Below are 26,640 nucleotides of genomic sequence, written 5' to 3' on the forward strand. Positions count from 1 at the left end.
TCGGCCTGATTAGGCCGCCGCCAATTCCCGCTTTGCGAACTCGCTGGTCTTGAGACGCGCGACCAGTGCAGCCAGCTCCTCGGTCTCGGCCGGTGTCAGATCGGTCAGTGGCGAACGCACATGGCCGCTGTCGCGGCCGATCACTTTCATGCCGGCCTTGATGATCGACACGGCATAGCCGCGCTTGCGGTTGCGGATCGCGATCAGGGGCAGGATGAAGTCACGCAAGCCGGCCTGCACTGTCTCGCGGTCGCGGCGCCGCACGGCCGCGTAGAATTTGGTCGAGAACTCCGGAACGAAGTTGAAGACCGCCGATGAGTAGGTGGTGACGCCCATTTCCAGATAGGGCAGTGCAAAGGTCTCGGCGGTCGGCAATCCGCCAACATACGTCAGCCGATCGCCCAAGCGCAGATGGATACGGGTCATCAGCTCGATGTCGCCGATGCCGTCCTTGTAGCCGACCAGGTTGGGGCAGCGCTGGCACAGCTTTTCCAGCGTATCCTCGTTCACAATCGCATTGTCGCGGTTGTAGACGATGACGCCGAGCTTGGTCGCATTGCATACCGACTCGATATGAGCGGCCAATCCCTCCTGTTCGGAGAAGACCAGATAGGGTGGGAGCAGCAGGACGCCGTCGGCGCCAGCCGCCTCGACCGCAATAGCCAGTTGCGTCGCCGTCGCCGTACCGTGACCGACTCCGGCAAGGACCGGCACACGCCCCTTGGTCTGGCTTACGGCCGTCGCTACCACTTCCGCGACCTCGGCTGGACTCAGCGAGAAGAATTCGCCGGTGCCGCCGGCTGCGAAAAGGCCTGCTACCTCGTGGTCGCATAGCCAATCGAGATTGGAGCGGTAGCGAATTTCATCAAACGCGTTGTCAGCGCGAAACGGCGTAACGGGAAAAGACAGCAGGCCTTCGCCGATCCGGCCGGCCATCTCCTCGGGGGTCATCCTGCTCATGCTTTGGTCCTTCAGTCGCTTGCACTGAAGGATTAATGCAGGACTCTTATGAAGAGGGACCAATCACTGTATCGATCGATCCATTGATTGGATCGAGCCGGCTTGGCCGGCAAGGGTCCTGGCGATGCCAGAGATAACAGGAAGAAGCGGGTTGTCGTTATCGCTGCGCCAAACGAAGAACAATTCGGCTGGCCGCTGCCATTGCGTCAGGACCGGCCGCAGCGCCACACCGTTGAAACGGAGATTTTGCGCAGTTTCGGGCACCAGAGCCACGCCGACGCCGGAATGCACCATGGCGAGGATTGAATGGATCTGTGCGAGGTGATGCGCGTAGTTCGGCGCCAGGTTGGCGCGCGAGAACAGCTCGACCAAGAGATCGTGGAAATAGCGGGCTTCATAAGGTTCGTACATGATGAAGGGCTCGCTCGCGAGATCCTCCAGACGCAATTCGGTCACCTGCGCCAGCGGGTGGCCGCTCGGCAGCGCTGCCAACAGCGGCTCCGCAGTGACGCGGAAAGCATCGAGATTGCCGCGTGGGATCGGCGGGCGCAGCAGGCCGATGTCGATCTCGCCGGAATCGAGCCGCTTGAGCTGGTCGCTGGAGACCATCTCTTTCAGCGATATCTCGACATCGGGCAGTTCGCGTCGGCATGCCGCGACCAGCGACGGGACGTAACTATAGGCCGATGTCGCCGTAAAACCGACATTGATTGATCCGGCCTTGCCCTTCGCCATCCGCCGGGCGAGCACGGCCGCGCTTTCGGCCAGCTTGAGGAGATGCCGGGCATCGGTCAGAAAACGCTGCCCCGCAGGCGTCAATCTGACGGCGCGGTTGCTGCGCTCTAGCAGCGTCACGTCGAGCACGCGTTCGAGAATCTGAATCTGACGGCTGAGCGGCGGCTGCGTCATGTTCAGCCGTTGCGCGGCGCGGCCGAAATGCAGTTCTTCTGCAACTGCAACGAAGCAGCGCAACTGGCTCAATTCAAACATGAAACCCGTATTTCAACCTGAGGCAGGGGTGCGCGGCGACTGTGCCGGCAGGCTGCTTCTATAGGTTGGTGCACGTCCGATCCATCCAAAAAAGGTATCGATCTATCCGCAGACTGGTTCATGGGCGAGCTTGCCCGTGACCTATCATCCTCCGAACGCGAACGCGAAGGCCCGCAGCCTGGCCCGTGAAACGGCAGGATTGCGCCGAATTGCGCAATGAAATGGAGGAAGTCCGATGTCTACGCCATCTCTCGCCCGGGTAATTGCCGCCGCAATCCTTGCGGTATGCGCCTTGGCGCCCGGCCAAGCCGGCGCTCAAAATTTCGAACGACCGGTGCGGCTGGTCGTGCCTTTCGCTCCGGGCGGCACCTCGGACATTCTCGCCCGTCTGATCGGCCCAAAGCTGTCGGCCGCGATCGGACAGCCGGTTGTCGTCGAGAACAAGCCGGGCGCGGCCGGTAATCTCGGCGCGGATACGGTTGCCAAAGCGCAACCCGATGGCCACACCCTGTTGCTGATGGATGTCGGCTCGCTTGCCACCGCGCCCAGCCTGTTTTCCGATCTTACCTTCGACGTACAGAAGGATCTGGCTCCGATTTCCATGGTGATGTTCGGTCCTTACGTGCTGGCCGTCCACGAATCGGTCCCGGCCAGGTCGCCGAAGGAACTGATCGAATACGCCAAGGCCAATCCCAACAAGCTTACGATTGCCAATTCCGGCGTCGGCGGCGCCACGCACATCACGGCAGTGGCAATGGCAAAGCAGCTCGGGATTCAGTGGAAGAACGTCCCCTACAAGGGCGGGGCGGCCGCCTCGCGCGCCGTCGTATCGGGAGAGAGCGGCGTCATCATCAACGGTGCCACGGCGACATTGCCCTTTGTGGTGAACAAGCAGCTGACCGGGCTTGCCGTCACCGGCGAGCAGCGGATTGCGTCGGCCCCCGATTTGCCGACATTCAAGGAGGCGGGCTTGCCCGGCGGCGACGCAGGAACGTGGCAGGGCATCCTGACCACGGGCGGCACGCCGCCTGCGATGGTCGCGCGGTTGAACGCCGAGATACGCAAAATCCTCGAGATGCCCGAAATTGCGCAGAAGATTGCCGAGCAGGGCGGTGTCGTGCGCGCTCAATCGCCGGAGGAATTCCGCAACTGGCTGAAGGATGCGACGGAGCGCTGGGGCACGATCATCCGCGAGGCCGGGATCAAGGGCAGTTGAGAGCAAGATGATGACGCGTTTCCGGATCGACCTGCAGGATCTGCTGTTCGGCCTGTTCCTCGTCGCGGTCGCGACCGGAACTCTCGTCGCCACGCGCAACTTGACGGTCGGTCACGCCGCCGATATGGGGCCGGGTTATATGCCGCGCGTCGTCGCGCTTGCGCTGTTGGGTTTTGGCCTCTTCTTCACCGGGCGCGGGTTCTGGGGCACGGGCCGCGGCATCGCAGCCGTTGAGCTGCGGCCGCTGCTCGCAATCCTGGCGTCTGTCGGCGTGTTCGCACTGGCGGCTGAGCGGCTGGGTCTTGCCATCGTCTCGGTCGTCACCGTGGTCTTCGCCAGCCTTGCGACGCGGGAAGGGCGGCTCCTCGAGACCGTGCCATTCGCCGTCGCGCTCTCAGGCGCCGCGGTGCTTCTGTTCGTCAAGCTGCTGGGCCTGCCGATTCCGATCTGGCCCCGCTAGGGCGCGCGCATATGGATCTCTTCAACAATCTGCTGATGGGCCTTTCGACGGCCCTCGAACTCAACAATTTGCTGTTCTGCCTGATCGGGGTGGTGATCGGCACCGCAATCGGCGTGCTGCCCGGCATCGGGCCGATTCCGACAGTCGCGTTGCTGTTGCCCTTCACCTTCGGCCTGTCGCCGGCCAGCGCCATGATCATGCTGGCCGGTATCTTCTACGGTGCGCAATATGGCGGCTCGACCACCGCCATCCTGGTCAATGTGCCCGGAGAGACATCTTCGGTCGTCACCTGTATCGACGGTCATGAGATGGCTAAGCAAGGCCGCGCCGGAACCGCGCTCGCCATCGCCGCCATCGCCTCGTTCTTTGCCGGCACGATGGCGACGATCGTGATCGCGGTACTCAGCGTGCCGCTGTCGATCCTGGCGCTCAAATTCACCGCGGTCGAATATTTCAGCCTGCTCGTGCTCGGCCTGATCGCAGCGGTCGTGCTTGCCCACGGTTCGGTCGCCAAGTCGCTGGCGATGGTGCTGCTTGGGCTGTTGCTCGGCCTCGTCGGCATCGATGTTTCCTCGGGTGTTGCGCGCATGACCTTCGGCATTGCCGCGCTATCCGATGGTCTTGATTTCGTGCCGATCGCGATGGGCCTGTTCGGGCTCGGTGAGATCATTGCCAATCTGGAGCGGCCGGCTGAACGGCGCGTTGTCGGCCAGTCGATTCGAAGCCTCATTCCGGGCATCGCGGACTTACGCGCTGCATTTCCGGCGATGGTGCGCGGCACGGCACTGGGCTCTGTGCTCGGCGTGCTGCCTGGCGGCGGGGCCGCGCTGCCTCCGTTCTCTTCCTATGCGCTGGAAAAAAAGCTCGCGCGCGATCCCTCGCGGTTCGGCAAGGGTGCCATCGAGGGCGTCGCCGGTCCGGAGGCCGCCAACAATGCAGGCGCCCAGACTAGTTTCATTCCGCTGCTGACGCTCGGCATTCCCGCCAACGCCCTTATGGCGCTGATGATTGGCGCGCTGATGATGCAGGGCATCCAGCCCGGTCCACAAATCATGACCGAGCAGCCCAAGCTGGTCTGGGGCGTGATCGCCAGCATGTGGGTTGGAAACCTGATGCTATTGGTAATCAACCTCCCGTTGATTGGGCTCTGGGTCTCGATGTTGAAAATCCCTTATCGCTTGCTGTTTCCAGCCATCGTTCTGTTCTGCTGTATCGGCACCTACGGCATTGCGAACAGCCTTTTCAATGTATGGTTGATGATGGGGTGCGCCATGGTCGGCTATTTCTTCATCAAGGTCGGCGTCGAGCCGGCACCGCTGCTGCTCGGCCTCGTGCTTGGCCCGCAGCTTGAGGAAAATTTCCGGCGCGCGATGCTGATCGCGGACGGCGACTTTACCGTCTTTCTGTCGCGGCCGATCAGCGCGGCGATTCTCGGCGTCGTCGCCACTCTGCTCCTGGCGATGTTGTCGCCACAAATCGTGAAGACGCGAAAGGAAGCGCTCGCGGAATAATTGGCGGCGACGAGCTATCCCGACGGAGAATGCAGGCAGCCGCCCGGGCGCGGTTTGCTCCCGCGCTTGTCGGCGGGCACGTTGCAATTGTCGATCCGCTGTTCGTCCATCCACTTCCTGCCCATGCGTTCCTTTCCGGTGAGGGATGGCCCGTTGGCGGGCACCATTGATTCAGCGTTCGGCGCGGTTTGGTCAGGTTGCCTGTCCTGCGCAAAAGCCGGGAGTGCAATGCACGCCGCGAAAAGAAGGCTGATCAACCTCAGGTGAATCGGTTCCATAGCGGACCTCGCTAAGAGTTCGCTCGCAAGATTAAACCTCTCGATATTCACGCGGCCACCCGGAACCTGGGAGCAATGGGCCGGTTGCCTCTCGTCATGTCGTGCGTGCATCACGAAGAAAGGAGAGACACATGAAGATGAAACAGCTCATTCTTGCGGGTTGCTCCGTCCTGGTGTTGAGCACCGGTGCGGCACTGGCGGGCCCGTGCGATACCAATCGCGCCGCCAGCGCGAAGGATGCCGGATCCGGACCGGCCAGGACCGGCGAACAGACGACCGGTATGGCCAGCAATACGGGGCAGCATCCGCCAACCGAAACGATGAACAAGTCAACTGACAACACCGCTGCTTCTTCGCAGGATGCACAGCGCCAGATGCAGGGGCAGCCGACGGCTGCACAGCAGGCGGAAGGTGCCAAGGGTGACCAGAAGACCGCGGACAAGGACTGCTGAGGCGCGAAGCTGAAGCCTTGCATGCATGGCCGGATCGATGCGGCCTACATCGATCCGCCGCTATGCGCATTTTGTCCAAGAGCGAAGTCGGCTTGTCCAAGAGCGAAATGTCTGGCGCAGACGCGTGCAGATCTTTCCAACGAGCGATCTTCCACGCTTGCGCAATGGGCGGGGCCAACCTAGTTTTGATCCGGCACGGGCATCGTGCCAAACACACTCCTTGGGAGGACCTTGATGAGTTGGAAAACTCCGAAGATTGTGGAAGTGCCGGTGGGCATGGAAATCAACATGTACGCCTGCGCGGCGCGTAAGTAACGCGTCGAAACGGTCTTGCCCGGCTCCGGCAACGGCCTGTTGCCGCGGGCCGGGCAAGCTGTATCTCTCCGAAAAGTTTTCCACCGTTTGCTGTCCACGCAAGGCCTGGGTCCCGCCGTAGCGCGCGGAACGGCCGAAAACGGTGGCAGATTGCATTCAGCCGATCTTTTTCATGCGTTCCCGTGTCTCGCCGATCGTCCCAGCGTCGTGCTAGGCTGAGTTCTCGGCTGACCTACCCAATTCCCCTCTGACCGCTGAATACGAATGCTGACGCGTGCAAAGACCTTTCAGATGGCGGTTGTGTTGGTCGCGGCGTTGCTGCCGGTACCCGCTGACGCCGAGGGCTTCGACACCGAGCATATCTTCGCTTTCATGATCGGCGCCGATGTCGGCACCCTCGGCGAGCGGGAATTTCAAACCGAAACGACGGGGCGCTTCGGCAGAAGCGGCGGCACGTACCGAGCGGTCGGCCATGAGTTCGAGCTCGAGTTCGTGCCTTTCAGGAATTTTCGCGTCGAGGTGGGCTCAGCGTTTGCATCGCATTTCATCAGCGACGTGCCGGGTCTTGACGACCAGCGCCGGCTGTCATGGCAGGGCGGATCGATCGACTTCCGCTACCGCTTTCTCGATCGCGAAACCGCGCCATTCGGGCTCACCTTCGCGACAGAGTTGCACGGGCACCGTGTCGATGAAACGACGGCTGAATCGGTCAGAAGTTTCGGGACCGAATTCAGGCTGGCATTCGATCGCGAGCTGGTGCCCGATCGGATCATCGCGGCCTTCAACCTGCTCTATGAGCCGGAATGGACGCGCGTTATCGGCAGCGGCGTGATGGAGAAGGACTCCACCGCCGGCGCAGCGCTCGGCGTGCTGGCGCAGGTGCGCCCGGGCTTCCTGCTCGGCGGCGAGGCGCGATACTTGCGCAAGTATGAAGGGATCGGCCTGGACGAGCTGGCGGGGCAGGCGTTGTACGTTGGTCCCACGGCATATTTCCAGCTGTCGAACCGCTCGCGGCTGACCGCGAGCTGGAGCATTCAGGCGTGGGGCCGTCCGTCCGGCTCGACGGCCAGCCTTGATCTCGTCAATTTCGACCGTCATCAGGCCCGGCTGGTATTTGGCGTGAATTTCTAGGCGCGAGACGCTACTCGGTTCGGGTTCCGGTCTTCACGCCGTAGTGAAACTTCCATTCGCCGGTTAGCGTATTTGTCCGTGTTATCCATTCAGGAACTGCTCAAAGGGATATCAGGCATGAACGCGATAGATTTGATCATAACCGTCTGTGCGGTGGCCTCGCCGACGACCTGCGAGGAAACCCATCTGGTCTTTTCTTCAGCCGTTTCGCTGCGGCAATGTGCTATGGCCGCGCAGCCCTACATCGCGCAGTGGATCGGCGAACATCCGAAATGGACCGCGGTCAAGTGGCGCTGCGAATATCCGAGCAATAACCAGAAGGCCTCCGGCGAGCCGGTTTGGTCGGTGGTCTGAGCGCGATCTGCGACGCGGTTATTTGTTGCAGTCTTTCAGGTCCTTGTCCGCGATGGAGAACACAGCATCGGCCTTGATCTCGATGTCCCGGACAAAGCAGTGCCTGGCGCCGCGATAGCCGACCTTGGCATCGTAGCGTCCCGGCTCCACGCCGGAGATCCGCAGGCGTTCGTCGTGATCGACTTCCTTGTCCTTGTCGTTCAGGGTCTGGTTGGGACCCCAGTCGTTCTTGCCGGCCGGCGAGAGCTGAAAATCGGAAATGGTCGCGCTGGTCAGGTTCCATAGGCGGATGCCTTTTCCTTTTCCCTGCGCGGCGAGTTCATTGGCGCCCACCGACAGGACTATCAACAAGGCCAGAATCCACCGCATCGGACATCCTTTCATCGCAGGTCGCGTGGACCCGTCATTGCCTTACCAAACGATCTCGATTTTTCGCCTTGTCGAAATTTCTCGCTTTGTCGAGTCCGACTGGACCGATCAGCCGTGCTGAATCGAGATCGGCACCGTCGAAATCGGTGTCGATGACGCTAACGCCGGTCAGGTCGGCGCCGCCGAGCTGGGCTCCCTTGAGCGAAGCGCCTGTAAGGTCGCCACCCCTGAGCACGGCGAATTCGAGGTCGACGCGCGACAGGTCGGCGCCGCGGGCGTTGAGCCGCTCCAGATTGGCGGATCTGAGCACCGCGCGCATCAGGCCCATCGACTGGTTGCGCATGTCGGCGCCCAGATTGGCATCGGCGATCGAAGCTCCGACAAGGCTGGCGCCGCTCAGATCGGCGGCAACGCGCGCTCCCGACAGATCGGCGCCGTCGAGGCGGGCGCGAAGCATCTGCGTAGCGAACAGGTTTGCGCTCCTGAGGCTTGCACCGGTGAGATCGGCTTCCAGCAGCCATGCCTGGTCGAGGATGGCGCGATCAAGCTTGGCGCCGGCAAGTTTTGTCTTGTTGAGCTTGGCCGCGCGGAAGATCGCGCCGGACAAGTCAAGGCCGGACAGGTCAAGGCCGGACAGTCGTTTGGCGGTGAAATCGGCAGGCGCGGCGCTGGTTGCCGCCTTCAATGCGGCCTCGACCTCGCCGCGCGTCATCTCGGCCGAGACCATGTCTGGCGACGACAGGTCAACATGCCGCATCATGTCCTGCGCCGCTGCTGTCATGACCGCAACAGCAAGACCGAGCAGCGCGATTCCGATCGAGCGTTTCATCTTCAATCCCAATCGACGACGCATCCTAGCACCGGCCCCGGGCGCTGCCTATGAGGCAGCTTGGTCGGTGGACGAACCATTGATCCTCCGCATGATGTCCGTCCTGATCGCCGCGATCTCGGCTTCCCCGCGTGCGCTTCGTGGCGTGCTTATCGGCAGGTCGCCGAGGATCCGGGCCGGGCGCGGCGACAGCAGGAGGACGCGATCGCCGAGACGGACCGCGTCGTCCATGTCGTGGGTGACCAGCAGCGCTATCATGGAACGGCCTTCCATCAATGTGGAAATCTCCTCGCGCAGACGGGCGGCGAGGGCGACATCGAGCGAGGCGAGCGGTTCGTCGAGAATAAGCAGCTCCGGCTCGATGGCGAAGGCGCGGGCCAGCGCAACGCGCCGGGCGAGGCCGAGCGACAGCTCGCCGGGAAAATGGTTGCGATGCGCCTTCAGTTCCAGAATTTCGAAGAGGGCCGAAAGCTTCGCTTCGTCGGCGGCCGGCGCGGCAATGCGCACGTTGTCCTCGACCGACCGCCATGGCAGCAGCCGCGGCTCCTGAAACACAAAGCCGATCCGCGCGCCGGCGGGACGCGACACGTGGCCTTGGTAGTCGTGGTCGAGACCGGCGATAATCCGCAGCATCGTGCTCTTGCCACAGCCGGACGGACCGACCAGGACGCCAACCTCTCCCGCGTCGAGCGCAAAGGATGCGCCTGATATCACGTCGTGCTGTTCGCCCGCCGCGCTCCTGAACGTCTTGCCGGTGATCTCGACCTCAAGCCGCACGGGGACGCCACCGGGATGCCCGGGCCTCAAATGGCTGCACCAGCAAGGTTTCGATGAGGAGCACGATCGCGGCAAAGCTCAGTGAGTATGCGAGCAATAGCGGAATGTCGAACAGCTGGAACGCCACGCCAATCTCGAACCCGACGCCGTTCGGGCGTCCGAGCAATTCCGCGACAAGAACGATCTTCCAGACCAGCGAAAGACCGGAGCGCGCGGCGGCTGCGACATAGGGCGAGAGTTGCGGCAAAACGACGTGGCGAAACTTGCTCCAGCGCGGCAAGGCAAACACGCTCGCCATTTCGTCAAGCGCCGCGTCGAGGGCGCGTGCTCCCTCGCGCAGTGTCACGACAGCGGTCGGCAGCTTGTTGATCGCGATAGCCGCAATGGCGGCCACTTCCGTCAATCCCGCCCAGATATAGGCCAGCACGATGACGACCAGCGCCGGCAGGTTCAGCAGCAGGATCAGCCAGGGATCGCCGAGCCGGTCGGCAATCCGCACCCGCCCCATCATGTATCCGATGGCAGCGCCGAGCGCCATCGCCAGCGTGAAGGCGAGCGTGACGCGCGCCAATGTCGCGCCGAGATGCAGGAACAAGTTGCCTGATCTGGCTTCCGCGACCATGACGGCGAGCACCGTGTCAGGAGGCGGCAGTTTTGCATCACCGGCTACCAGCGCGGCGATCCACCAGATGGCGAGGAATACGGCGAATGACAGCAGGCGCGCCACCTCAGCCCCCTGGTATCGCGTGATAGAATGTCCCGGAAACGAGTTCAGGCGTCGGCCCCACCAGTTCGGGGCCGCCGATCCCGGCCAGCACGCGATAGAGAATGCGCGCATCGGCTTCCTCATCGGCGACCGGACGACGCGGAATTCCCTCCCGATAGCGATCGCGATAGGCACGTAGCGTCGCTGCATCTGGCGCGCCGGTCAAGGGCGCGATGTTCTCCCATTCTGCATCCGAGGTCGCCAGAATCTCTTTCGCCTTGCGGCTCATGGCGATGAAGCGGGCGACCTTGTCCTGGTTTGCGTTCGCCCATGTCTCGTCGAAGACATAGCCGAGCATCGCCGTGCGGCCTGTGGCGCCGAGCTTTGGCAGCAGATCCTCAATGCCTGCGATGCGGCGAAAACCCTTTGCTTCCAGGCTCGCGCAGAAATTCCAGTAGTTCACGGTCGCATCCATTTCGCCGCTGAGCATCTTCGCGGCCAACAGCGGCGGCGCGCCGTATGCGATTGTCGCATCCGACTTGAGGTCGATGCCGTCCCGCTTCAGCCACGCCTGCAACAACAGCCAGTTCTTGTCGATCGGGCCGCCCGCGACGGCGAGCTTGCGGCCCTTGAGGTCGGCAAGGCCCTTGATCGGTGAGGAGGCGGGGACCATCACGGCGCCGAGCGCGCTCGAATAGGGATAGAAGGTCAGCTTGGCGCCGAGGGCGCGTTCGCGCGACACCCAAAGCCAATCGGTGACGATAACGTCGGCATTTCCCGCGCGAAGCGCGATCTTGCCCGCCTCGGGGCTCGCCAGCTCGAGAACCTTGACCGAGAGGTTGGCCTGCTTGTCGAGGTCATGCGCGCGGATGACGGCGAGTTCCCATGCGAATGTTCCGGTCTTCTGCACCGCAACGCGCAACTCATCGGCGCTGCAAAAAGTGCCGAGCGTGATCCAAACAACCGTGGCAAGCAGCATGCGTACAAAATGCATCATAGGCCTTGAACCGTTTCCCCGAACGCCCGCTTTTCAATGGATCAGTCATAGCATAGCTTGCACGCAAGGTAGCTGGAGGAAGACGATGACGCATGCCCGGTCGGTACGACGTATTGTCGCCGCATTGGCGGTGCTGCCGGCAATGGCGGGGATCACGTCAGCCGAGGAGATCAACGATTACCCGACGTCCGCGCGCGTCGAATATGTCTTCGGCTGCCTGAAGGCAAATGGCGAGACGCGGCAGGCGATCGAGCAGTGCTCCTGTTCGGTCGATGTCGTGGCTTCACTCGTCCCTTACGCGCGCTATGTCACGGCCGAAACCGTGCTCAGCATGTCCCAGGTACGGGGAAATCTGGGCAGCCAGTTTCGTACCTCGGAGCAGGCGGCAACGGCACTCAATGAGCTCCGGCGGGCGCAGGCGGAAGCGGAAGTGCGCTGCTTCTAAGGGCGCACGGCGCGGCCGTAATCACATGCCGGAATTGTCGACCTGCCATTCACGCTGGAAAACGTGCCCCTCGGTATCCTTTGCTTCGGCACGGATATGTTTCGCGCCGTTGGATACATAGGTGAACCTGATATTGGGGTCTTCCGAGATCGAGATGCCACCTTCCATCGTCAGGACGAGGCTGTCGTCCTGCCAGAGCCGCAGCTCGTTGATGAAGAATGCCGGGACATATAGCTGCGTGATCTGGTCCATCTGCAGGCCGGAATTGTTGGGATGCCCGATCATGATCTGGGCCTCGCGGACGCCGCTGGCAGGTTCTTCGGCGGCTTTCGCGAACTGCCGGTAGCGCATCTGGCCGAGCCTGGCTTTCGCCTCGTCGGCGTTCTTAGCGGCGGGCGCCGAACAGCCGCCGGACGCCTTTACATAGGTTTTCGCCATGTAGAGCTTGCCGTCGCTGAGCTCGGCAACCGCATGAACGTCGGTGTAATTGTTGACGCGAACGCGGGTGGAGATTTCGGACACTTTGGCATCCGGCCCGAGCTGGAATTTGGCCGCCATCGGCGCGGGGTTCTGGTCAATGACCAGCGTAATGCTTCGCACCTGCCGGCTGTCACCAGGCGAAAGCTTGCTGCGCAACGTGACCGGGACGATGGCGGCATCCTCGGCACGAACGGGCATTTCGATGCCGATCACATCGCTGCCGTCGTTCATCGGGCGGTTGTCGAAGATGTCCTGGACCAGGCCCGGCCAGGGATCGGTCGTGCCCGGCGCGGCTAAAAGGGCCAGCGGTGCGGCGACCAGCATGAAGCCGGCAATACCGAACAATCGGAAAAGATATCCGGGCATAGTCACCACCTTCGCGGAGACGAAACGAGCGTCGGCAATATAGGGCAATGCGCGCGCTATTCCCATTCAATTTCCGAGAATGCTGCGGTTGCGTTGCGGGCGTTGAAATCGTCAAACAGCTCCCATCGGCTCCGCTCGGAAGCCGCCGCCTTTCCCGCCGCCGCTGCGATCGGCTCGCCGCGGGAGACGAGCCCACGGATGTCCGACGCCAGCGTTTCGAGATAGCGGCGCTCATCGGCCAGGGCCGCCGGCCATCCGCTCACCGGGCCGTGGCCGGGAACCACGCGCTGCGCGGGAAGGGCGGCAAGCTCGCCGAGCACGCCGAGCCAGCCGCGAATGCTGCCGTCGAGCACCGGCGTATGGGTCAGAAACACCAGATCGCCCGCAAACAGGGTTCCGGACTTTTCGTCGAGCACCGTCAGATCGCAATCGCTATGCGCGGCGGGCCACGCCCTCACGAGGAGGGGCCGCGCGCCGAGATCGAGCGTGAGCGTTCCGCTCACGAGCAGGGTTGGCGGCACGATGCGTATTTCGTCGATCAGTTCATCGCCCATCGTGCGGCGAAATGCGTCGATGTAGAATTGCCCGCGCGCGGCGAGCGCACGCGGCAGGTTCATGTGTCCGACAAAGGTCGTGCCATCCTGCACGAAAGCGCCGTTGCCGAAGATGTGATCGGGGTGGCCGTGCGTATTGATGACATAGCGGATCGGCTTGCCGGTCCGCGCGCGGATAGCGGCCATCAATTGCCGCGCCTCGCGAAGGCTGCCGCCGGTATCGATCACCGCGACCGCCTCTTCGCCGACGATAAAGCCGACATTGGCGATCGCGCCGGCGTTCTCGCGCGTCATCTGCGCGGTCTGGCCATTATGCACGAACACACCATCCGCAATGGAATTGACGGGCAGCGGCTGTTGCTGCGCGAATGAGGCGGTTGCCATCGCGAACGTTACAAGCGCGGCCAAGATCAATTTGGGATAAGCCATATTTCGGCCTTCGTCTCCTTGCGACGCTGCCGGCAATTCGATGTTTCATCGCGCGCTGCGTTTGCATCGCAGCACGGGCGGTGAGTTCGTCGGGATATTCCTGTTGCGCGCCCTAATTGACAAGCATAGCATTTTGCTTATCTGCGGCTTCAACGGAACTTCGTTCGTCGAGGTTGTCGATATCTTTTGCGACTTGGCAACAACAGCGAGCCGGAAGTGCAGCAGCTTTCAATGACATGTGCCAGACAGAAGCGCTGGCTGACGATCTCAACCTTGACGGTGTTAGCGGTCGTGTTCGGGCGCGACGTTGCGCACGCGCAGATCAAGGAAGGTGGCGATCTTTCGATCGAGCTGGTCGATCCCAAGGTGCTGCGCGTCTGCGCCGACCCGCACAATTTGCCGTTCTCCAACGACAAGGGCGAAGGCATCGAGAACAAGCTTGCTGAGCTGTTCGCCGAGAAGCTGCAAAAGAAGCTCGACTATACGTATTTCCCGCAGGCGACCGGCTTTGTCCGCATGACGCTTGGCGCCCATCGCTGCGACGTGATCATGGGCTTTCCGCAAGGCGACGAACTGGTTCAGGGCACCAATCCCTATTACCGCACTTCCTATGCGCTGGTCGCCAAACAGGGCAGCGGCCTCGAAGATGTTGATACGCTCGAAGACGAGCGGCTGAAAGGCAAGCATATCGGCATCGTGGCCGGCACGCCGCCTGCCACCAACATGGCGGTCAACGGGTTGATGGCGAACGCCAAGCCATATCCGTTGATGGTCGATACTCGCCTGGATTCCTCGGCAGAAGCCATGGTCGCCGATTTGATGTCGGGCAAGATCGACGCCGGCATTCTCTGGGGCCCGATGGCAGGCTTCCATGCGAAGAAGGCGAATCCGCCGCTCCATGTCACGCCGCTGGTGAAGGAAAAGACCGGTCCACGGCTGGCATTTCGTATCGGCATGGGCGTGCGCGCGGCCGACCAGAACTGGAAGCGGTTGCTCAATCGCCTGATCCAGGAGAACCAGCCCGCCATCAACAAGATACTGTTGGATTTCGGTGTTCCCTTGCTTGATGAGAACGACCGGCCGATCGGCGCGGAGACGGCAACGAAAGCGCAATGAGAAAAGCGCTTGCAGGCCTGGTCCTTGCGGCATTCGCCTTCGTCATCCCTGCTGTTGCGCAGGAAAAACCTCCCGAGCCGGATGCGTATCGCACAGAAGACTATCGTGCGCCGGTGCCGGCGACCCTCGCGGGGGTGCGGGTGCTGACGACTGCGGAAGCCGAGGCGATTTGGTGGGCAAAGGCGGGCGTCTTCGTCGACGTCATGCCTCGCGCGCCGAAGCCACCAAATCTTCCCGCAGGCACCGTCTGGCGCGACCAGCCGCGGCTCAACATTCCCGGGAGCATCTGGCTGCCGGATACCGGCTACGGAAAGCTCGCGGCCTCGACGGAGGACTATCTGAAACGTGGGCTCGTCCGAGCGACGAAGGGAAACAGCGCGACGCTGGTCGTAGTCTACTGCATGGCCGATTGTTGGATGTCCTGGAACGCGGCAAAGCGAATCCGGACCTACGGCTATTCCAACGTGGCGTGGTACCCCGAAGGGACCGACGGCTGGGAACGGGCCGGCCTGGAATTGGCCGTGTCGCAACCGGAGTCGCGGACGGTCGAGGAGACCTCCTCGCCGCGTTAGCTGCTATTCTATTTCCTGCTGGATCGTTCGGCCGAGGGCGAACAGGCGCTGGTCGATCGCGGTCGGCACCTCGCAGACGAATTTGATGACACCGCGCCGGTCCTCGAAGATGCGCGTCTGCCAAATGAGTTGATTGCCGAGTTCGTCGATCTTGGCCTGGTCGCGCTGTTCTTCGCCCTGCAACGCCTGCAGTGCAAGCGTGTCCGTGCGAATCTTGTCCGCCGCCTCGCGCTGCTTGCGGGTAACGCGCTCTAGCCCGTTCATGACCTGGGAGCGCTGGGCGTTGAGCGTCTCGAACAGGCCGGCAAACAGCAGCTTTCCGCTTGTCGTCTTGTCGGATGCCCCGTTCAGATATTCCCTGATCGCCTTTTGCGCTTCCTCGAGTGGGGTCCGCCTTGCGGCGAGTTTCGCGACCAGCGCGCTGACCTTGGCATCGTCCTTCCACTTGCCGGCAACGTCGTCGAGCGGCGGACCGGCCCACACCGCGGCAAGCGAAATCTCGGGCACCTTGGCCTGGGTGCACGGCCAGTCCGGATAGCGCGGGTCGGCAGCGCGGGCCGTTGTGCCCGTTGCCATAATGGCTAGCCAGAACGCGATCGCGGTCCGATATCTCATGTCTCGCCTCCGGCCGGCCCGCGGCGGATCAGGCCGCGCGATGGATCATATGCGAGGATGGCGCCGACCATGAAGGCGATCGTGCAGCCACCGACGACCGCGAGCGCGATCCAGTTGATCTGTCCGTACAGCGCAAAGCGTATCAACTCCACGGCATGGGTGAACGGATTGAACAGGCAGACATAGTAGAGCAGCGGGCTGCTCTCGAGAACGCGCCACAGCGGATAGAGCGCCGACGAGGCAAAGAACATCGGGAAGATGACAAAGTTCATCACGCCCGCGAAGTTTTCCAGTTGCTTGATGCCGGACGAGATCAGCATTCCGAGCGCGCCGAGCATCAGGCCCGACAACACCAGCGCCGGCAGCACCGTGAGATAGCCTGATGGCGGCGGCGCAATATCCCAGAACCAGGCAATCAGCAGGAAAGCGTAGACCTGAAGCAGCGAGACGGCGGTTCCCGCCAGCAGCTTGCAGGAGAGCAGGAACCAGCGCGGCAGCGGGCTCACCAGCAAGGTTCGCATGTTGCCCATCTCGCGGTCGTAGACCATCGACAGCGAAGACTGCATGCCGTTGAAGAGCTGGATCATCGCCATCAGGCCGGGCGCGATATAGACCTCATACAGTATGTAGGTCTCATAAGGCGGGATGATGGAGAGGCCGAGCACCTGGCGGAAGCCGGCAGCGAAGATGAACAGCCATACCAGCGGCCGCACCAGCGCCGAGATGAAGCGCTCGCGCTGATGCAGGAAACGGAGCGCTTCGCGCCACACGATGCCGCTCAGGCAGGTGAAGTATTCGGCGGGCGAGAAGCCGGTCCTGGCAGGCGTGATGGTTTCGGAGGTCATGATGTCTGGCCTCCGTTCTGTCCGGCAGCGCCGGTCAGCCGCATGAAGGCCGTGTTGATGTCGCTGCCGCCGGCATCGGCAATGACGCGCGCCACTTTCCCTTGCGCCAATATCCGGCCTTGATGCAGCACGACGAGATCGTCGCTCGCGTCGATCTCGTCGAACAGATGTGTCGCCCACAGCACACCGATGCCCTGTTCGGCAACGAGCCGACGGACATGGGTGAGGATGTCGGCGCGCGCCTTGACGTCGAGGCCGACGGTTGCCTCGTCAAGCAGCAGCAGGCGCGGCCGGTGCAGCAGGGCTCGTGCAATTTCCAACCGTCGCATCTGGCCGCCGGAGAGATCGCGCACCTTGCTGGCGGCGCGGTCGGAAAGGCCGATGCGGGCCAACACCTCGTGGCTTCGCGCGCGGGCCTCGCGCCGGCCGATGCCGTGCAGTGCGGCGTGGTAGAGCAGGTTCTGCGTCACCGAGAGGTCGAGATCGAGCGTGCGCGGTTGAAACACCACGCCGAGCAGCCGCAAGGCTTCGCCGGGAGAACGCGCGATGTCGTGGCCGAAAATTCCGATATGTCCGTGCTGGATGCCGAACAGCCGCGTGACAAGCGAGAACAGCGTGCTCTTGCCGGCACCGTTCAGGCCGAGCAAGGCGGTGAAGCTTGCCGGCGCCACGGAAAAGCCGACGTCGATCAGGGCGCGCCGCGTGCCATAGGAATGGCTGATGCCGTCGATCGACAGCGCAGCCATCTCCGCGGCTTCACGCCGGGAAGGGATGTCCCGCGTGTCTTGACCGGCGGAAGATGCGTCAGTGGCCGTCATGGTTGTGCAATCGTGACTCCCCAGGGCAGCTCGCCGACCTGGATCGTCTTGATGACCTTTTGCGCGGCGACGTCGATCACCGAAACGTCGTTCGAAACGCCATTGGTGACCAGCAGATATTTCTCATCCGGCGTGAACGCCATGTGCCAGACCCGTTGACCCACCAAGAGATATTTGGAGACCTTGTGGGTGGTGGCATCGACGACCGCGATGCGGTTGGCCGGGCCGAGGGCGATGAACGCAGTCTTGCCATCCTTGGTCATGCCGATGCCGACCGGCTGGATGGCCTCGCTTCTGAGGCCGGGAATCTCGAAGGTGATCTTCTTCGTCACCTCCCGCTTGGCCGGATCGATCACTGAAACGGTGCCGCCGATCTCCGACGATATCCAAACTTCGGAATTGTCGCGCTTGAACTCGGCGAAACGCGGGCGCGCATCGACCAGCACGTTGGCGACGATCTGGCGCGTCGTGGTGTCGATGAAATGCGCCATGTTGGTGGTTTCGGACGTATTGATCAGGGTCTTGCCGTCCGGGCTGATGGCCATGCCCTCCGGCTCGACACCGACCTGAATTTCGCCGAGCCGGGCGCGTTTCTCGACGTCGATGATGGTCACCGTGTTGTCGTTCTCGTTGGCGACATAGAGGATCTTGCCCTCGGCATCGAGCGCGAACAGCTCGGGGTCGGGGCCGGAGGGCAGGGTATCGACGATTTCCTGCTTGGCGACGTCGATGACCTGGATACTGTCGTCGTCGCCGACGGCGACGAACACGAACTTGCCGTCCCTGGTGAACTCGATGCCGCGCGGCCGCTGCCCGACCTTGATGGTCTTGGTGACGGTCCAGCTGTTCGTATCGATCACGGATACGGTGTTGCCTTTTTCATTCGAGACATAGGCGATGAAGGCCGACGCTGGGACCGCAGTCGCAAGCCAGACGGCCATTCCGGAAACGAGGCAACATCGCCACATCTGCAATCTCTCCTCCCTCAGCGCAGCTTGCACTTGGTTTCGGGACGGTCGACGCCAAGCGTATCGAGTTCCGATACCTGGTGCAAAAATCCCTCCTGCGGTGAAACCGACACCACCATGCGTCCGTCGACCAGCAGGATCGGCTGACGAAGCTGCAGGTTCCAGTCGCGCAGCGTCAACCGCCGGCCCTTGAACGCAGCGATCGAAAAGTCGGGCCCCTTGAGGAAGCCCGCCACCGCCTTCGGATCGCCCGACCTGGTGCGCGACGCCGCTTCGCCGATCATGCGCGTGGCCGTCCAGGCCTGCATGTCCAATGCGGTCATCTGCCGCGAGTTCAACTTCACAAACCGGTTCTGGATCTGGACCGCGCCCCATTGATCCTGCGCCGCGTGCCAGCTGGTCGGAACCAGTCCCGCCGAGCCGGCGACCGGGCGCGGGTCCCAGGTGCGGTAGGGCAGGTAGGAGGCGAACACCTCGCTTTCGTCGGCCGCAACGAGGACGTCGTAGGCCGGCGCCTGCTGGGTGAATACCGGCATCTGGCGCTGGATCAGGGTGACGCCGCTGTCGGTGCGCCGCGCGCCGCCGGTGTCCTCGAAGATTCGTTCCTGAACGATCTTGGCGCCGAAGCGCGTCGCCGCGCGGCGCAAGGCGTCGGCGTAGAGCTTGTCCTGGTCATGGGAGCCGACAACGAACAGCCAGCGCTTCCACTGCTTCCACACCAGATATTGCGCGAGCGCATCCGCGAGCATCGAGCGCGTCGGCGCGACGTGGATGACGTTGGCGCGACAGTCCTGCTCGCGGAGCCGATCATCGATCGCACCGGCATTGAGCAGCAGCGTTCCGCGATCGCGCAACGCGTCGGCGGCCTTCAAGAGATCGTCCGCCGCAAGATCGGAGATGATGAAACTGTTTCGCTCGGCAAGCGCTGTCGCCGCCTTCGCAACATCCTCATTGTCCTTGAGCCGGACTTCCTCCAGCTTGAATTTCTGATTGAGGAACTTGCCTGTGGTGTTGTTGTCCTCGATGGCGAGGCGGGCACCGGCAACCCCGTCATTCTCGGCCGGCAGCTCGACCAGCGACAATTTCGGCATGACGCCGGCATTGCCGAGATAGCCGATGCCGATCTCGATCGGGTCGGCCGCGCGCACAGGGGTGGCTGCGATGCTCAAGAAGGTCACAGCGACCGCCCATCGGATCATGGTTTCTCCCTGACAGGTCCTCTCGATTTCACGGGATGGAGGACCTTGTGGCTTGAACCATGACCGAATTGTCTTGGCTTGCAACTCAATTCTATTGCGGCGTTTCAGCCCTTCAGGCGCTCGGCGTGCCAACGCAGATGGTCAGCCATGAAGGTGGAGATGAAGTAGTAGCTGTGGTCATAGCCGGGCTGTCGCCGCAGGGTGAGGGGGATGCTCGCTTTCTCGCAGGCAGCCTGCAGCAGTTCGGGGCGGAGCTGTTCGGTGAGAAACTGATCGGCATCGCCGTAGTCGACGAGTAGGCCGGGCAACCTGGCACCGTCCTCAATCAGGGCGACGGCATCGTGCTTGCGCCATGCTTGACGATCGCTGCCGAGATAACCGCCGAGCGCCTTGATGCCCCACGGCACCTGCGAGGGCGCAACGATCGGCGCAAATGCGCTGGCCGCGCGATAACGGCCGGGATGGCGCAGCGCGACGGTCAGTGCGCCGTGACCGCCCATGGAGTGGCCAAGAATGGACTGCCTGGCGGGATCGACGGGAAAATGTTCGCCGATCAGTTTTGGCAATTCATCCGTGACATAGCTCCACATGCGATAATTGCGGGCAAACGGCTCGCGCGTCGCATCGACGTAGAAGCCTGCACCAAGTCCGAAATCATAGGCATTGGCGGGATCGCCGGGCACGCCTTCGCCGCGCGGGCTGGTGTCGGGCGCAACGAAGATCAGCCCGAGCTCGGCGCAGGCGCTGCGGAATTCACCTTTCTCCGTCACGTTGGCGTGGGTGCAAGTCAGGCCGGAGAGATAGTAGACCACGGGCAGCTTGGCGCCTGCATTGTGCGGGGGGACATAGACCGAAAAGGTCATGTCGGTCTGCGTCTCGCGGCTGGCGTGCCGGTAGACACCTTGAATGCCGCCATGGGCCTTGTTGGTCGAAACGGTTTGAATTGTCATGCCTTTGCCACTTTAGCGCTGTGCTGTCGTTAACCGACGCCGTTCGTGATGGCCAGCCGCACCAGTTCGGCAGAGGTTCGTACGCCGAGTTTCTGGCGCATGATCGAGGACGTGTTGGCGACCGTCTTGTAGGAGGAGTGGATCAGCCAGGCGATCTCAGAGAGGCTTTTGCCTGCGCTGAGCAGCCGTAATATCTCCATCTCACGTGAGGTCAGCTTTGAAAGCGGGCTCTGCGCGAACGAGGCGCCGGCGAAAGCGATACTCCGCGCCATCGCGGGCGGGAGATAAACGCCGCCGTTTCCGACCTCGCGAATGGCTTCGACGAGGTCTTGCGGATCTCCGGTCTTCGAGACGTACCCCTTGGCGCCGACTTCGATGGCGCGCTTGGCGAATACCGGGTCGTCATTCATGCTGAACATGATGATGCGCGCGGACGTATCGTGTCCGAGGATGCGCCTTGCTAGTTCAAACCCGGATACCGTCGGCAGGTTGATGTCGAGAACAGAGATGTCCGGGCGCTGTTCACTGAACACGCGCTCGCCGCTCTCTGCGTCGGCGGCTTCCAATATGTCGATGCCGGGATCATCCGCAAACAGGGCACGGCAGCCCGAAGCAACGATGCGATGATCATCGACGATCAGAACGCGCATTGGCCGAGGCTCCCGATAGCTGCGTCAATTCACTTGCTGCACCGCATCAGATCACCGCCGCCGCGAAGCTCATCCATCGGCGGATTGTGTAACCCGCGCAATGTTGCTGTACGGTTCGATTAGATAGCCGCCTCCTTCTATCTGTCAACGCTTCCTTCGGCGGAACCGTAGGCACCGTACTCGTGGACATCAGCCATGTGGCAACGATTTTCTTTACGCGCCCGGATCAACCTGCTGCTTGCGCTCGTCCTCACGCTGGGTCTTGGCATCAACATTGCGCGGCTTGTTCTCGAAGCGGGGCCGCGTGTTCAGGCCGAGGATCAAAGCGTCACGCGGCTAGCGCGCGAATTCGTCGAAACCATCGTTGCAGGGCTGGACGAGGCGCCGGACCCCGATGCACGTTTGACCCAAATCGTTCGCGACCTCAACCGGCTTCGTCACGTGAGCATCACGCGGCAGGGCGATGCGACGGAGGTATCCGGAAACAGCGAACGTTCGGGCAGTGCCGAGGATGCCCGCTCGCCTCCGGCGTGGTTCGTCGCGCTTGTTCATCCCGAAAAGACGACCGTCACTGTGCCAATTTCGGTCAAGGGAAAGCCGGGCGCGCTGCTGATCACCTCTCATCCGAATGACGAGATGAGCGAGATCTGGGATGGCATTGTCTCCCAGCTCCAGATCGGCTCGGTGATAACAATCGTGCTTTTTCTCATCACCAGCAGGGTCGTTGGCCGGGCGCTGGCGCCGATCACGACGCTTTCCGACGCGATGACGAAGATCGAGGCGGGGGCGTACGACACGCGCGTAAGGCCGGATGGACCGCCTGAACTTGCGGCCATCTGCGACAAGCTGAATCATCTTGCGGCGACGCTGGGCAACGCGGTTGACGACAAGAGACGTCTGGCCGAGCGTGTCGTCTCGTTGCAAGACGTCGAACGCAAGGAGATTGCGCGCGAACTGCATGACGAGTTTGGGCCGCATCTGTTTGCCTTGCGGGCACATGCCAGCGCACTGACGCGGACGGCGGACGCGGGAGAGCCGAATGCGGAAGCCACGCGAAAGCATGGCGGTGCCATTCTGGAGCAGGTGAATGCCCTGCAACAAACCAACCGGCGGGTCCTTGAAAAGCTGCGGCCGGTGGGGCTGACCGAACTCGGGCTCCGCGATGCGCTCGGAGCACTGCTACGCCTGTGGGGCGAGTCGCATCCAGATGTCGCTATCGAAACGTCGATTTCACCATCGCTCGGCGAGAGCGGAGAGACCGCCGATCTGACGATCTATCGCACCATCCAGGAAGCGCTGACCAACGTCTTTCGCCACGCCGGCGCGACCAGCGTCAACGTCACCGTCGAGCCGACCGAGCTATCGCCGGGACCCGCCCGCGACAGCCGCAGCGGCGCGCTGGTGCGTATCAGCGATAATGGCGGCGGATTGCGGCCGGATCACAAGCTTGGCTTCGGGCTCACCGGCATGCGCGAGCGGATCCTGGCCCTGGGCGGCTCGCTCACGATTGCTTCCGGAGACGGCGGCGTCACCGTGGAAGCCGTGATTCCCAGCGACGCGCGCGGCTGATCCGGGAATTTTTCCCGGTCCTGGTCGGGAAAAGAATTGTCGGCGAACGAGACGTTTTGAATGGTGCGCAATCTGATCGGCGCGCCTTAAAATCACCCGCAACCAACCGGCGGGGGTATCAGTGCGGCCGGAAGGGAGTGGGGATAAGCAAATGGGCGTTCGGTTCCTGGTCGTCGGGACGACAATATCGCTATGTCTGGTTCCGGGAAACGACGTTGCTCAGGCGCAAAGCGCTTCCGGTGAAAGCGAGGTCTTGCCAGCCATCGAGGTGGTCGCTCCGACGACGAGCGCCAAGCCAGCCCGCAGCCGAGGCGCTCCGCGCGCCGCACCCCGAAATATGCGCAGGGTTTATGTGTATCCAACCGCGCCAACGCCGATGGCCGGCTCAGGAACGGATGTCGACAAGGTGCCGGCCGCCATCAACGCCGTCGGCGCCGCGCAGATCGCGCGCACCGGCTCCCTGAATATCGCGGATGCCCTGCAGCAGCAGGTGCCGAGCATCAACATCAGCGATACGACGGGTAACCCCTTCCAGCCGGATATCGAGTTTCGCGGCTTTGTCGCATCTCCGGTGGCCGGCACGCCGCAGGGGCTGGCAGTCTACCAGAATGGGGCGCGCATCAACGAAGCTTTTGGCGATACCGTCAACTGGGACCTGATCCCGACGGCCGCGATCAGATCGGTGACGGTCGTGACCAATAACCCGGCATTCGGCCTCAATGCGCTCGGCGGAGCCGTCAACGTCCTGATGAAGGACGGTTTCAACTATAAGGGGGCCGAAATCAACACGATGGGCGGCTCGTTCGGCCGCATCCAGAGTTCGGCGCAGTATGGTCAGCAGTACCGCAATTGGTCGGTCTACGGCGCGCTCGAAGGCGTGCGCGACAACGGCTATCGCAATTTCTCGCAATCGGAAATTCGTCGATTCTATGGAGACGTCGGATACCGGACGGACAGCAGTGAGTTTCACCTCAATTTCGGTGTCGCCAAGAACAATTTTGGCGCGACCGCCGCAGTCCCGGTCGAATTGCTGCAGAATTATTGGGGCGCGACCTATACGACGCCGCAGACCCATGACAACCGCGTTGCCTACGCCAATCTGACGGGCAAGGTCGAGGTCTCACCGACCTGGACGATCGAAGGATCGGCGCGCGTCCGCAGATACCAGCAGAAGACGGTGGACGGAAATCCGACCGAGACGGCGCCGTGTGCCGGCGATGATACGCTGCTTTGCTTCAACGAGGACAGCACGACGCTAGGCGCGCCGGCGAACGGTCTCAACGGCGTCCAGCTTGCGAATCCGTTCCCGGACACGGCGGTGCTCGGTCAGATCGATCGAACGACCACCCGTTCGACGACCACGGGAGCTACCTTGCGGGCGACCAATACCGACCAGCTGTTCGGGCACAACAACCAGTTCATGGTCGGCACCAGCTTCGATTCCGGCGTCACCCGTTTCGGGGCAACCGCGGAATTGGGCACGATCGGGCCAAACTACGTCGTCAGCGGCAGCGGCATATTCCTCGGTTCCTCCGGCCTGCCGATCTCGATCGGCCCGGTCTCGCTCCGTGCCACCAACCGCTACACCGGCCTCTATGCGCTCGACACTTTCGATGTGACGGACAGGTTCTCCATCTCGGCCGGCGGCCGCTTCAACTATGCGAGCATCAACCTTCAAGATCTGATCGGTACCGACCTTAACGGCAGTCACACGTTCAGCCGCTTCAATCCGATGATCGGCGGCACCTACAAGGTCACGCCGGAATTAACCGCCTATGCCGGTTATTCCGAAGCCAATCGCGCGCCAACCCCGCTGGAACTCGCCTGCGCCGATCCAGCGCGCCCCTGTATCATCGGAGCTTTCCTGATCGCGGACCCGCCGCTGAAGCAGGTCGTGTCGCGAACCGTCGAGGCAGGCTTCCGCGGCACCAAGGAGCTGAATGTTGGAACGCTCGGATGGAAAGTCGGTGCGTTCCGCGCCACCAATGCCGACGACATCCTGGCGATCCCGAGCCAGCTGCAGGGTTTTGGCTACTTCCAGAACGTCGGCAGCACACGGCGTCAGGGCATCGAGGCGCAGGTCAATCTGACGTCGAAGACGCTGCAGCTCTATGCCAGCTATGCCCTCGTGGATGCACGCTTCCTCGACGCTTTGCAGCTCAACTCTCACAGCCCGTTCGCCGATCCCGCGACCGGCCTTATCCAGGTCCTGCCCGGCAACCGAATTCCGGCGATACCCCGCAACCGGGTCAAGCTTGGCTTCGATTATGCGGTTACAGACGCCTTCAAGGTCGGCGGCGATGCGCTTCTCGTCGGCAGCCAGTATTTTGTCGGCGATGAATCCAACCAGGCGGCAAGGTTGCCTGGGTATGCGGTCTTCAACGCGCACGCCTCGTATCAGATCAACAAGATGTATCAGATCTATGGCCGCGTCGATAATATCTTCGATAATCGCTACGCGACCTATGGGACGTTCTTCGAGACCGGCAATGTGCCCAATTTCGCCAATGGCGGTGCGGATTTCGCGGACCCTCGCTCTGTGAGCCCAGCGCGACCGCGCGCATTCTACGCGGGGCTGAAGGCGACCTTCTAGCGTCAGGTTTTCGGGTGTGAGCGGGCTGATGTCTCAGGTGCGGTGCGGGCAGACAGCTGGGTGGGCGCTATGTTCAGGATGCGTCGGGCAGCGAATCGTTGGCGTGCGCCTTGTGAATGGCTGACGGCACGACCCCGAAATGCTTCCGGAATACGCGGCTGAAATGCGACGAGCTGGAAAAACCCCACGAGAAGGCGACGTCGGTAATCGTCTTTCCGTGCTGCGTCTCCAGCTCCTGCCGGCAGTGCAACAGCCGCGCGCGCCAGATGTAGTCGCTGACGGTCATGCCCTTGTCGCTGAACAGCATATGCAGGTAGCGCTTGGTGCAGCCGAGCGCCGCCGAGATCTGGTCGATGGATAGCTCCGGGTCACGCAGATGTTCGCGGATGAATGCCTGCGCGCGAATGTACATCGCTTCGGGGCCGACGCGGTCGAACATCGTGTCGGCTTCGCGCAGCGGCAGCAGCAGCAGATCGATCAGCGAATCGGCAACCCCGATGGCGTTGTAGGGCGACAATCTTTTCGCTTCGTCGAACGCGGTGTGCACGAAGTCGTAGGCGATGCGGCCGGTGCCGTTGCGCGCGGAGAGCTTGCACGGCAACATCTTCGCGGTGCGGAAGCCGCGTTCGTGAAGCAGCTCCTTGGGAACGATCACGACCTCATGCCGGGTCAGGGATGGACTGATGATCGTATGCGGGCAGGAGACGTCATAGGCGAGGCAGTCGCCGGGCATGATATCCATCCGGCGGCCGGCCTGTTCGAAATGAGAGATGCCGTAGGTCTGGAACAGTATCTTGACGTAGGGATGTTCGCTCAGCTTCGTGCCTGAGATGGTGTGGGCGATGCGATGCTGGCTTGCCTCGATCTGGCACAGCTTCAGCTGCGAGACGGTAGTGTAATTGATCCGGCCTTCGAGCGAGGAACCTTCGAGCGGATCGACATCGAACTGGCCGCAGAGATCCGTCAGTGCATCTGACCAAGTTTGGATCTGCTTTTTCGGCGCTAATCCGGAAGTGCTGAGTGAACGAACTGTATCAGACATTGCCCAGCCACCGATTTGAGAACAGGCTACAACCTCCGCCAAGGCGTCGGTCAGATGGTCGTGACATTTGGTCCCAATTTTGAC

30 protein-coding genes are annotated in these 26,640 nt (G+C 62.3%); 12 read left to right on the top strand and 18 right to left on the bottom strand.

Annotated features, from left to right (window positions below; translation table 11 throughout):
• Positions 1 to 9: 9 nt before the first annotated feature.
• Both kdgD and QA643_RS13720 read right to left on the bottom strand, forming a co-directional pair.
• On the bottom strand, positions 10 to 960 hold the full coding sequence (gene kdgD, locus QA643_RS13715; protein ID WP_283033690.1) for a 5-dehydro-4-deoxyglucarate dehydratase: 951 nt from the start codon (positions 958 to 960) through the stop codon (positions 10 to 12).
• A gap of 63 nt (positions 961 to 1,023) precedes the next feature.
• Complete coding sequence (locus QA643_RS13720) at positions 1,024 to 1,950, bottom strand: LysR substrate-binding domain-containing protein (protein ID WP_283033691.1); 927 nt, start codon at positions 1,948 to 1,950, stop codon at positions 1,024 to 1,026.
• A gap of 235 nt (positions 1,951 to 2,185) precedes the next feature.
• Here QA643_RS13720 and QA643_RS13725 point away from each other — a divergent pair, with 235 nt between their 5' ends.
• Genes QA643_RS13725 through QA643_RS13735 form a run of 3 tightly spaced genes read left to right on the top strand, consistent with a single transcriptional unit; the run spans position 2,186 to position 5,137 of the window.
• On the top strand, positions 2,186 to 3,166 hold the full coding sequence (locus QA643_RS13725; protein WP_283033692.1) for a tripartite tricarboxylate transporter substrate binding protein: 981 nt from the start codon (positions 2,186 to 2,188) through the stop codon (positions 3,164 to 3,166).
• A gap of 7 nt (positions 3,167 to 3,173) precedes the next feature.
• On the top strand, positions 3,174 to 3,626 hold the full coding sequence (locus QA643_RS13730) for a tripartite tricarboxylate transporter TctB family protein (RefSeq protein ID WP_283033693.1): 453 nt from the start codon (positions 3,174 to 3,176) through the stop codon (positions 3,624 to 3,626).
• Positions 3,627 to 3,637: 11 nt separating this feature from the next.
• Complete coding sequence (locus tag QA643_RS13735; protein WP_283033694.1) at positions 3,638 to 5,137, top strand: tripartite tricarboxylate transporter permease; 1,500 nt, start codon at positions 3,638 to 3,640, stop codon at positions 5,135 to 5,137.
• Positions 5,138 to 5,151: 14 nt separating this feature from the next.
• Here the strand turns inward: QA643_RS13735 and QA643_RS13740 are convergent, their stop codons facing one another.
• The gene (locus QA643_RS13740) at positions 5,152 to 5,415 is read right to left on the bottom strand and encodes a hypothetical protein (RefSeq protein ID WP_283033695.1); all 264 of its coding nucleotides are present in this window, start codon (positions 5,413 to 5,415) and stop codon (positions 5,152 to 5,154) included.
• 131 nt (positions 5,416 to 5,546) lie between these two features.
• Between QA643_RS13740 and QA643_RS13745 the strand changes: the two genes are divergently transcribed.
• The 4 genes from QA643_RS13745 to QA643_RS13760 all read left to right on the top strand — a co-directional run bounded on the left by QA643_RS13745 (position 5,547) and on the right by QA643_RS13760 (position 7,667).
• Positions 5,547 to 5,867: a hypothetical protein gene (locus QA643_RS13745; RefSeq protein ID WP_283033696.1), complete on the top strand. Its 321-nt coding sequence runs from the start codon at positions 5,547 to 5,549 to the stop codon at positions 5,865 to 5,867.
• 234 nt (positions 5,868 to 6,101) lie between these two features.
• Positions 6,102 to 6,182 carry a pyrroloquinoline quinone precursor peptide PqqA gene (pqqA, locus tag QA643_RS13750; protein ID WP_072824652.1) on the top strand — a complete coding sequence of 27 codons (81 nt, stop codon included), beginning with the start codon at positions 6,102 to 6,104 and terminating at the stop codon, positions 6,180 to 6,182.
• Positions 6,183 to 6,473: 291 nt separating this feature from the next.
• Positions 6,474 to 7,313, top strand: a complete 840-nt coding sequence (locus QA643_RS13755) for a hypothetical protein (RefSeq protein WP_283033697.1) — start codon at positions 6,474 to 6,476, stop codon at positions 7,311 to 7,313.
• A 117-nt stretch (positions 7,314 to 7,430) separates the two neighbouring features.
• On the top strand, positions 7,431 to 7,667 hold the full coding sequence (locus QA643_RS13760) for a hypothetical protein (protein WP_283033698.1): 237 nt from the start codon (positions 7,431 to 7,433) through the stop codon (positions 7,665 to 7,667).
• 18 nt (positions 7,668 to 7,685) lie between these two features.
• Here the strand turns inward: QA643_RS13760 and QA643_RS13765 are convergent, their stop codons facing one another.
• The 5 genes from QA643_RS13765 to QA643_RS13785 are packed head-to-tail and all read right to left on the bottom strand — an operon-like array spanning position 7,686 to position 11,342.
• On the bottom strand, positions 7,686 to 8,036 hold the full coding sequence (locus tag QA643_RS13765; RefSeq protein ID WP_283033699.1) for a hypothetical protein: 351 nt from the start codon (positions 8,034 to 8,036) through the stop codon (positions 7,686 to 7,688).
• Positions 8,037 to 8,070: 34 nt separating this feature from the next.
• Positions 8,071 to 8,865 (bottom strand): pentapeptide repeat-containing protein, encoded by a 795-nt coding sequence (locus QA643_RS13770; RefSeq protein ID WP_283033700.1) that lies wholly within the window; start codon positions 8,863 to 8,865, stop codon positions 8,071 to 8,073.
• Between the two features lie 48 nt (positions 8,866 to 8,913).
• Positions 8,914 to 9,642 (bottom strand): ATP-binding cassette domain-containing protein, encoded by a 729-nt coding sequence (locus tag QA643_RS13775; protein ID WP_283033701.1) that lies wholly within the window; start codon positions 9,640 to 9,642, stop codon positions 8,914 to 8,916.
• Positions 9,632 to 10,369 (bottom strand): ABC transporter permease subunit, encoded by a 738-nt coding sequence (locus tag QA643_RS13780; RefSeq protein WP_283033702.1) that lies wholly within the window; start codon positions 10,367 to 10,369, stop codon positions 9,632 to 9,634. The genes QA643_RS13775 and QA643_RS13780 overlap by 11 nt, the downstream gene beginning before the upstream one ends.
• Before the next feature lies 1 nt (position 10,370).
• The gene (locus QA643_RS13785) at positions 10,371 to 11,342 is read right to left on the bottom strand and encodes an ABC transporter substrate-binding protein (RefSeq protein WP_283033703.1); all 972 of its coding nucleotides are present in this window, start codon (positions 11,340 to 11,342) and stop codon (positions 10,371 to 10,373) included.
• 145 nt (positions 11,343 to 11,487) lie between these two features.
• Here QA643_RS13785 and QA643_RS13790 point away from each other — a divergent pair, with 145 nt between their 5' ends.
• Entirely contained in the window at positions 11,488 to 11,790 is a 303-nt protein-coding gene (locus QA643_RS13790) for a hypothetical protein (RefSeq protein ID WP_283034797.1), read from the top strand.
• Between the two features lie 21 nt (positions 11,791 to 11,811).
• On the opposite strand, the gene QA643_RS13795 is transcribed toward QA643_RS13790, so the two are convergent.
• Both QA643_RS13795 and QA643_RS13800 read right to left on the bottom strand, forming a co-directional pair.
• A complete protein-coding gene (locus tag QA643_RS13795) occupies positions 11,812 to 12,594 on the bottom strand; it encodes a quinoprotein dehydrogenase-associated SoxYZ-like carrier (protein ID WP_283034798.1) in 783 nt (260 codons plus the stop codon).
• A gap of 98 nt (positions 12,595 to 12,692) precedes the next feature.
• The gene (locus QA643_RS13800) at positions 12,693 to 13,619 is read right to left on the bottom strand and encodes a quinoprotein relay system zinc metallohydrolase 2 (RefSeq protein ID WP_283033704.1); all 927 of its coding nucleotides are present in this window, start codon (positions 13,617 to 13,619) and stop codon (positions 12,693 to 12,695) included.
• A gap of 231 nt (positions 13,620 to 13,850) precedes the next feature.
• Between QA643_RS13800 and QA643_RS13805 the strand changes: the two genes are divergently transcribed.
• Complete coding sequence (locus QA643_RS13805; protein ID WP_283033705.1) at positions 13,851 to 14,735, top strand: substrate-binding domain-containing protein; 885 nt, start codon at positions 13,851 to 13,853, stop codon at positions 14,733 to 14,735.
• Positions 14,732 to 15,307 carry a PQQ-dependent catabolism-associated CXXCW motif protein gene (locus tag QA643_RS13810; RefSeq protein WP_283033706.1) on the top strand — a complete coding sequence of 192 codons (576 nt, stop codon included), beginning with the start codon at positions 14,732 to 14,734 and terminating at the stop codon, positions 15,305 to 15,307. The genes QA643_RS13805 and QA643_RS13810 overlap by 4 nt, the downstream gene beginning before the upstream one ends.
• Positions 15,308 to 15,310: 3 nt before the next feature.
• On the opposite strand, the gene QA643_RS13815 is transcribed toward QA643_RS13810, so the two are convergent.
• From QA643_RS13815 to QA643_RS13845, 7 genes are all read right to left on the bottom strand, one after another.
• Positions 15,311 to 15,922 carry a hypothetical protein gene (locus QA643_RS13815; RefSeq protein WP_283033707.1) on the bottom strand — a complete coding sequence of 204 codons (612 nt, stop codon included), beginning with the start codon at positions 15,920 to 15,922 and terminating at the stop codon, positions 15,311 to 15,313.
• Entirely contained in the window at positions 15,919 to 16,767 is an 849-nt protein-coding gene (locus QA643_RS13820; RefSeq protein ID WP_283033708.1) for an ABC transporter permease, read from the bottom strand. The genes QA643_RS13815 and QA643_RS13820 overlap by 4 nt, the downstream gene beginning before the upstream one ends.
• The gene (locus QA643_RS13825; RefSeq protein WP_283033709.1) at positions 16,764 to 17,585 is read right to left on the bottom strand and encodes an ABC transporter ATP-binding protein; all 822 of its coding nucleotides are present in this window, start codon (positions 17,583 to 17,585) and stop codon (positions 16,764 to 16,766) included. The genes QA643_RS13820 and QA643_RS13825 overlap by 4 nt, the downstream gene beginning before the upstream one ends.
• A complete protein-coding gene (locus tag QA643_RS13830; protein WP_283033710.1) occupies positions 17,582 to 18,526 on the bottom strand; it encodes a YVTN family beta-propeller repeat protein in 945 nt (314 codons plus the stop codon). Before QA643_RS13830 ends, QA643_RS13825 begins: the two co-directional genes overlap by 4 nt.
• Positions 18,527 to 18,570: 44 nt before the next feature.
• A complete protein-coding gene (locus tag QA643_RS13835; protein ID WP_283033711.1) occupies positions 18,571 to 19,752 on the bottom strand; it encodes an ABC transporter substrate-binding protein in 1,182 nt (393 codons plus the stop codon).
• Between the two features lie 104 nt (positions 19,753 to 19,856).
• Complete coding sequence (gene fghA, locus QA643_RS13840) at positions 19,857 to 20,702, bottom strand: S-formylglutathione hydrolase (RefSeq protein ID WP_283033712.1); 846 nt, start codon at positions 20,700 to 20,702, stop codon at positions 19,857 to 19,859.
• 29 nt (positions 20,703 to 20,731) lie between these two features.
• Positions 20,732 to 21,352, bottom strand: coding sequence for a response regulator transcription factor (locus tag QA643_RS13845; protein ID WP_283033713.1), 621 nt, complete (start codon positions 21,350 to 21,352; stop codon positions 20,732 to 20,734).
• A 195-nt stretch (positions 21,353 to 21,547) separates the two neighbouring features.
• Between QA643_RS13845 and QA643_RS13850 the strand changes: the two genes are divergently transcribed.
• Together QA643_RS13850 and QA643_RS13855 are read left to right on the top strand one after the other, a co-directional pair.
• Positions 21,548 to 22,921, top strand: coding sequence for a histidine kinase (locus QA643_RS13850; RefSeq protein ID WP_283033714.1), 1,374 nt, complete (start codon positions 21,548 to 21,550; stop codon positions 22,919 to 22,921).
• Between the two features lie 376 nt (positions 22,922 to 23,297).
• Positions 23,298 to 25,514 (top strand): TonB-dependent receptor, encoded by a 2,217-nt coding sequence (locus QA643_RS13855; protein WP_283033715.1) that lies wholly within the window; start codon positions 23,298 to 23,300, stop codon positions 25,512 to 25,514.
• 73 nt (positions 25,515 to 25,587) lie between these two features.
• Here QA643_RS13855 and QA643_RS13860 read toward each other — a convergent pair whose 3' ends face one another.
• Complete coding sequence (locus tag QA643_RS13860; protein ID WP_283033716.1) at positions 25,588 to 26,556, bottom strand: helix-turn-helix domain-containing protein; 969 nt, start codon at positions 26,554 to 26,556, stop codon at positions 25,588 to 25,590.
• Positions 26,557 to 26,640 lie beyond the last annotated feature (84 nt).

It is taken from the genome of Bradyrhizobium sp. CB3481 (assembly GCF_029714305.1).
GTDB lineage: Bacteria > Pseudomonadota > Alphaproteobacteria > Rhizobiales > Xanthobacteraceae > Bradyrhizobium.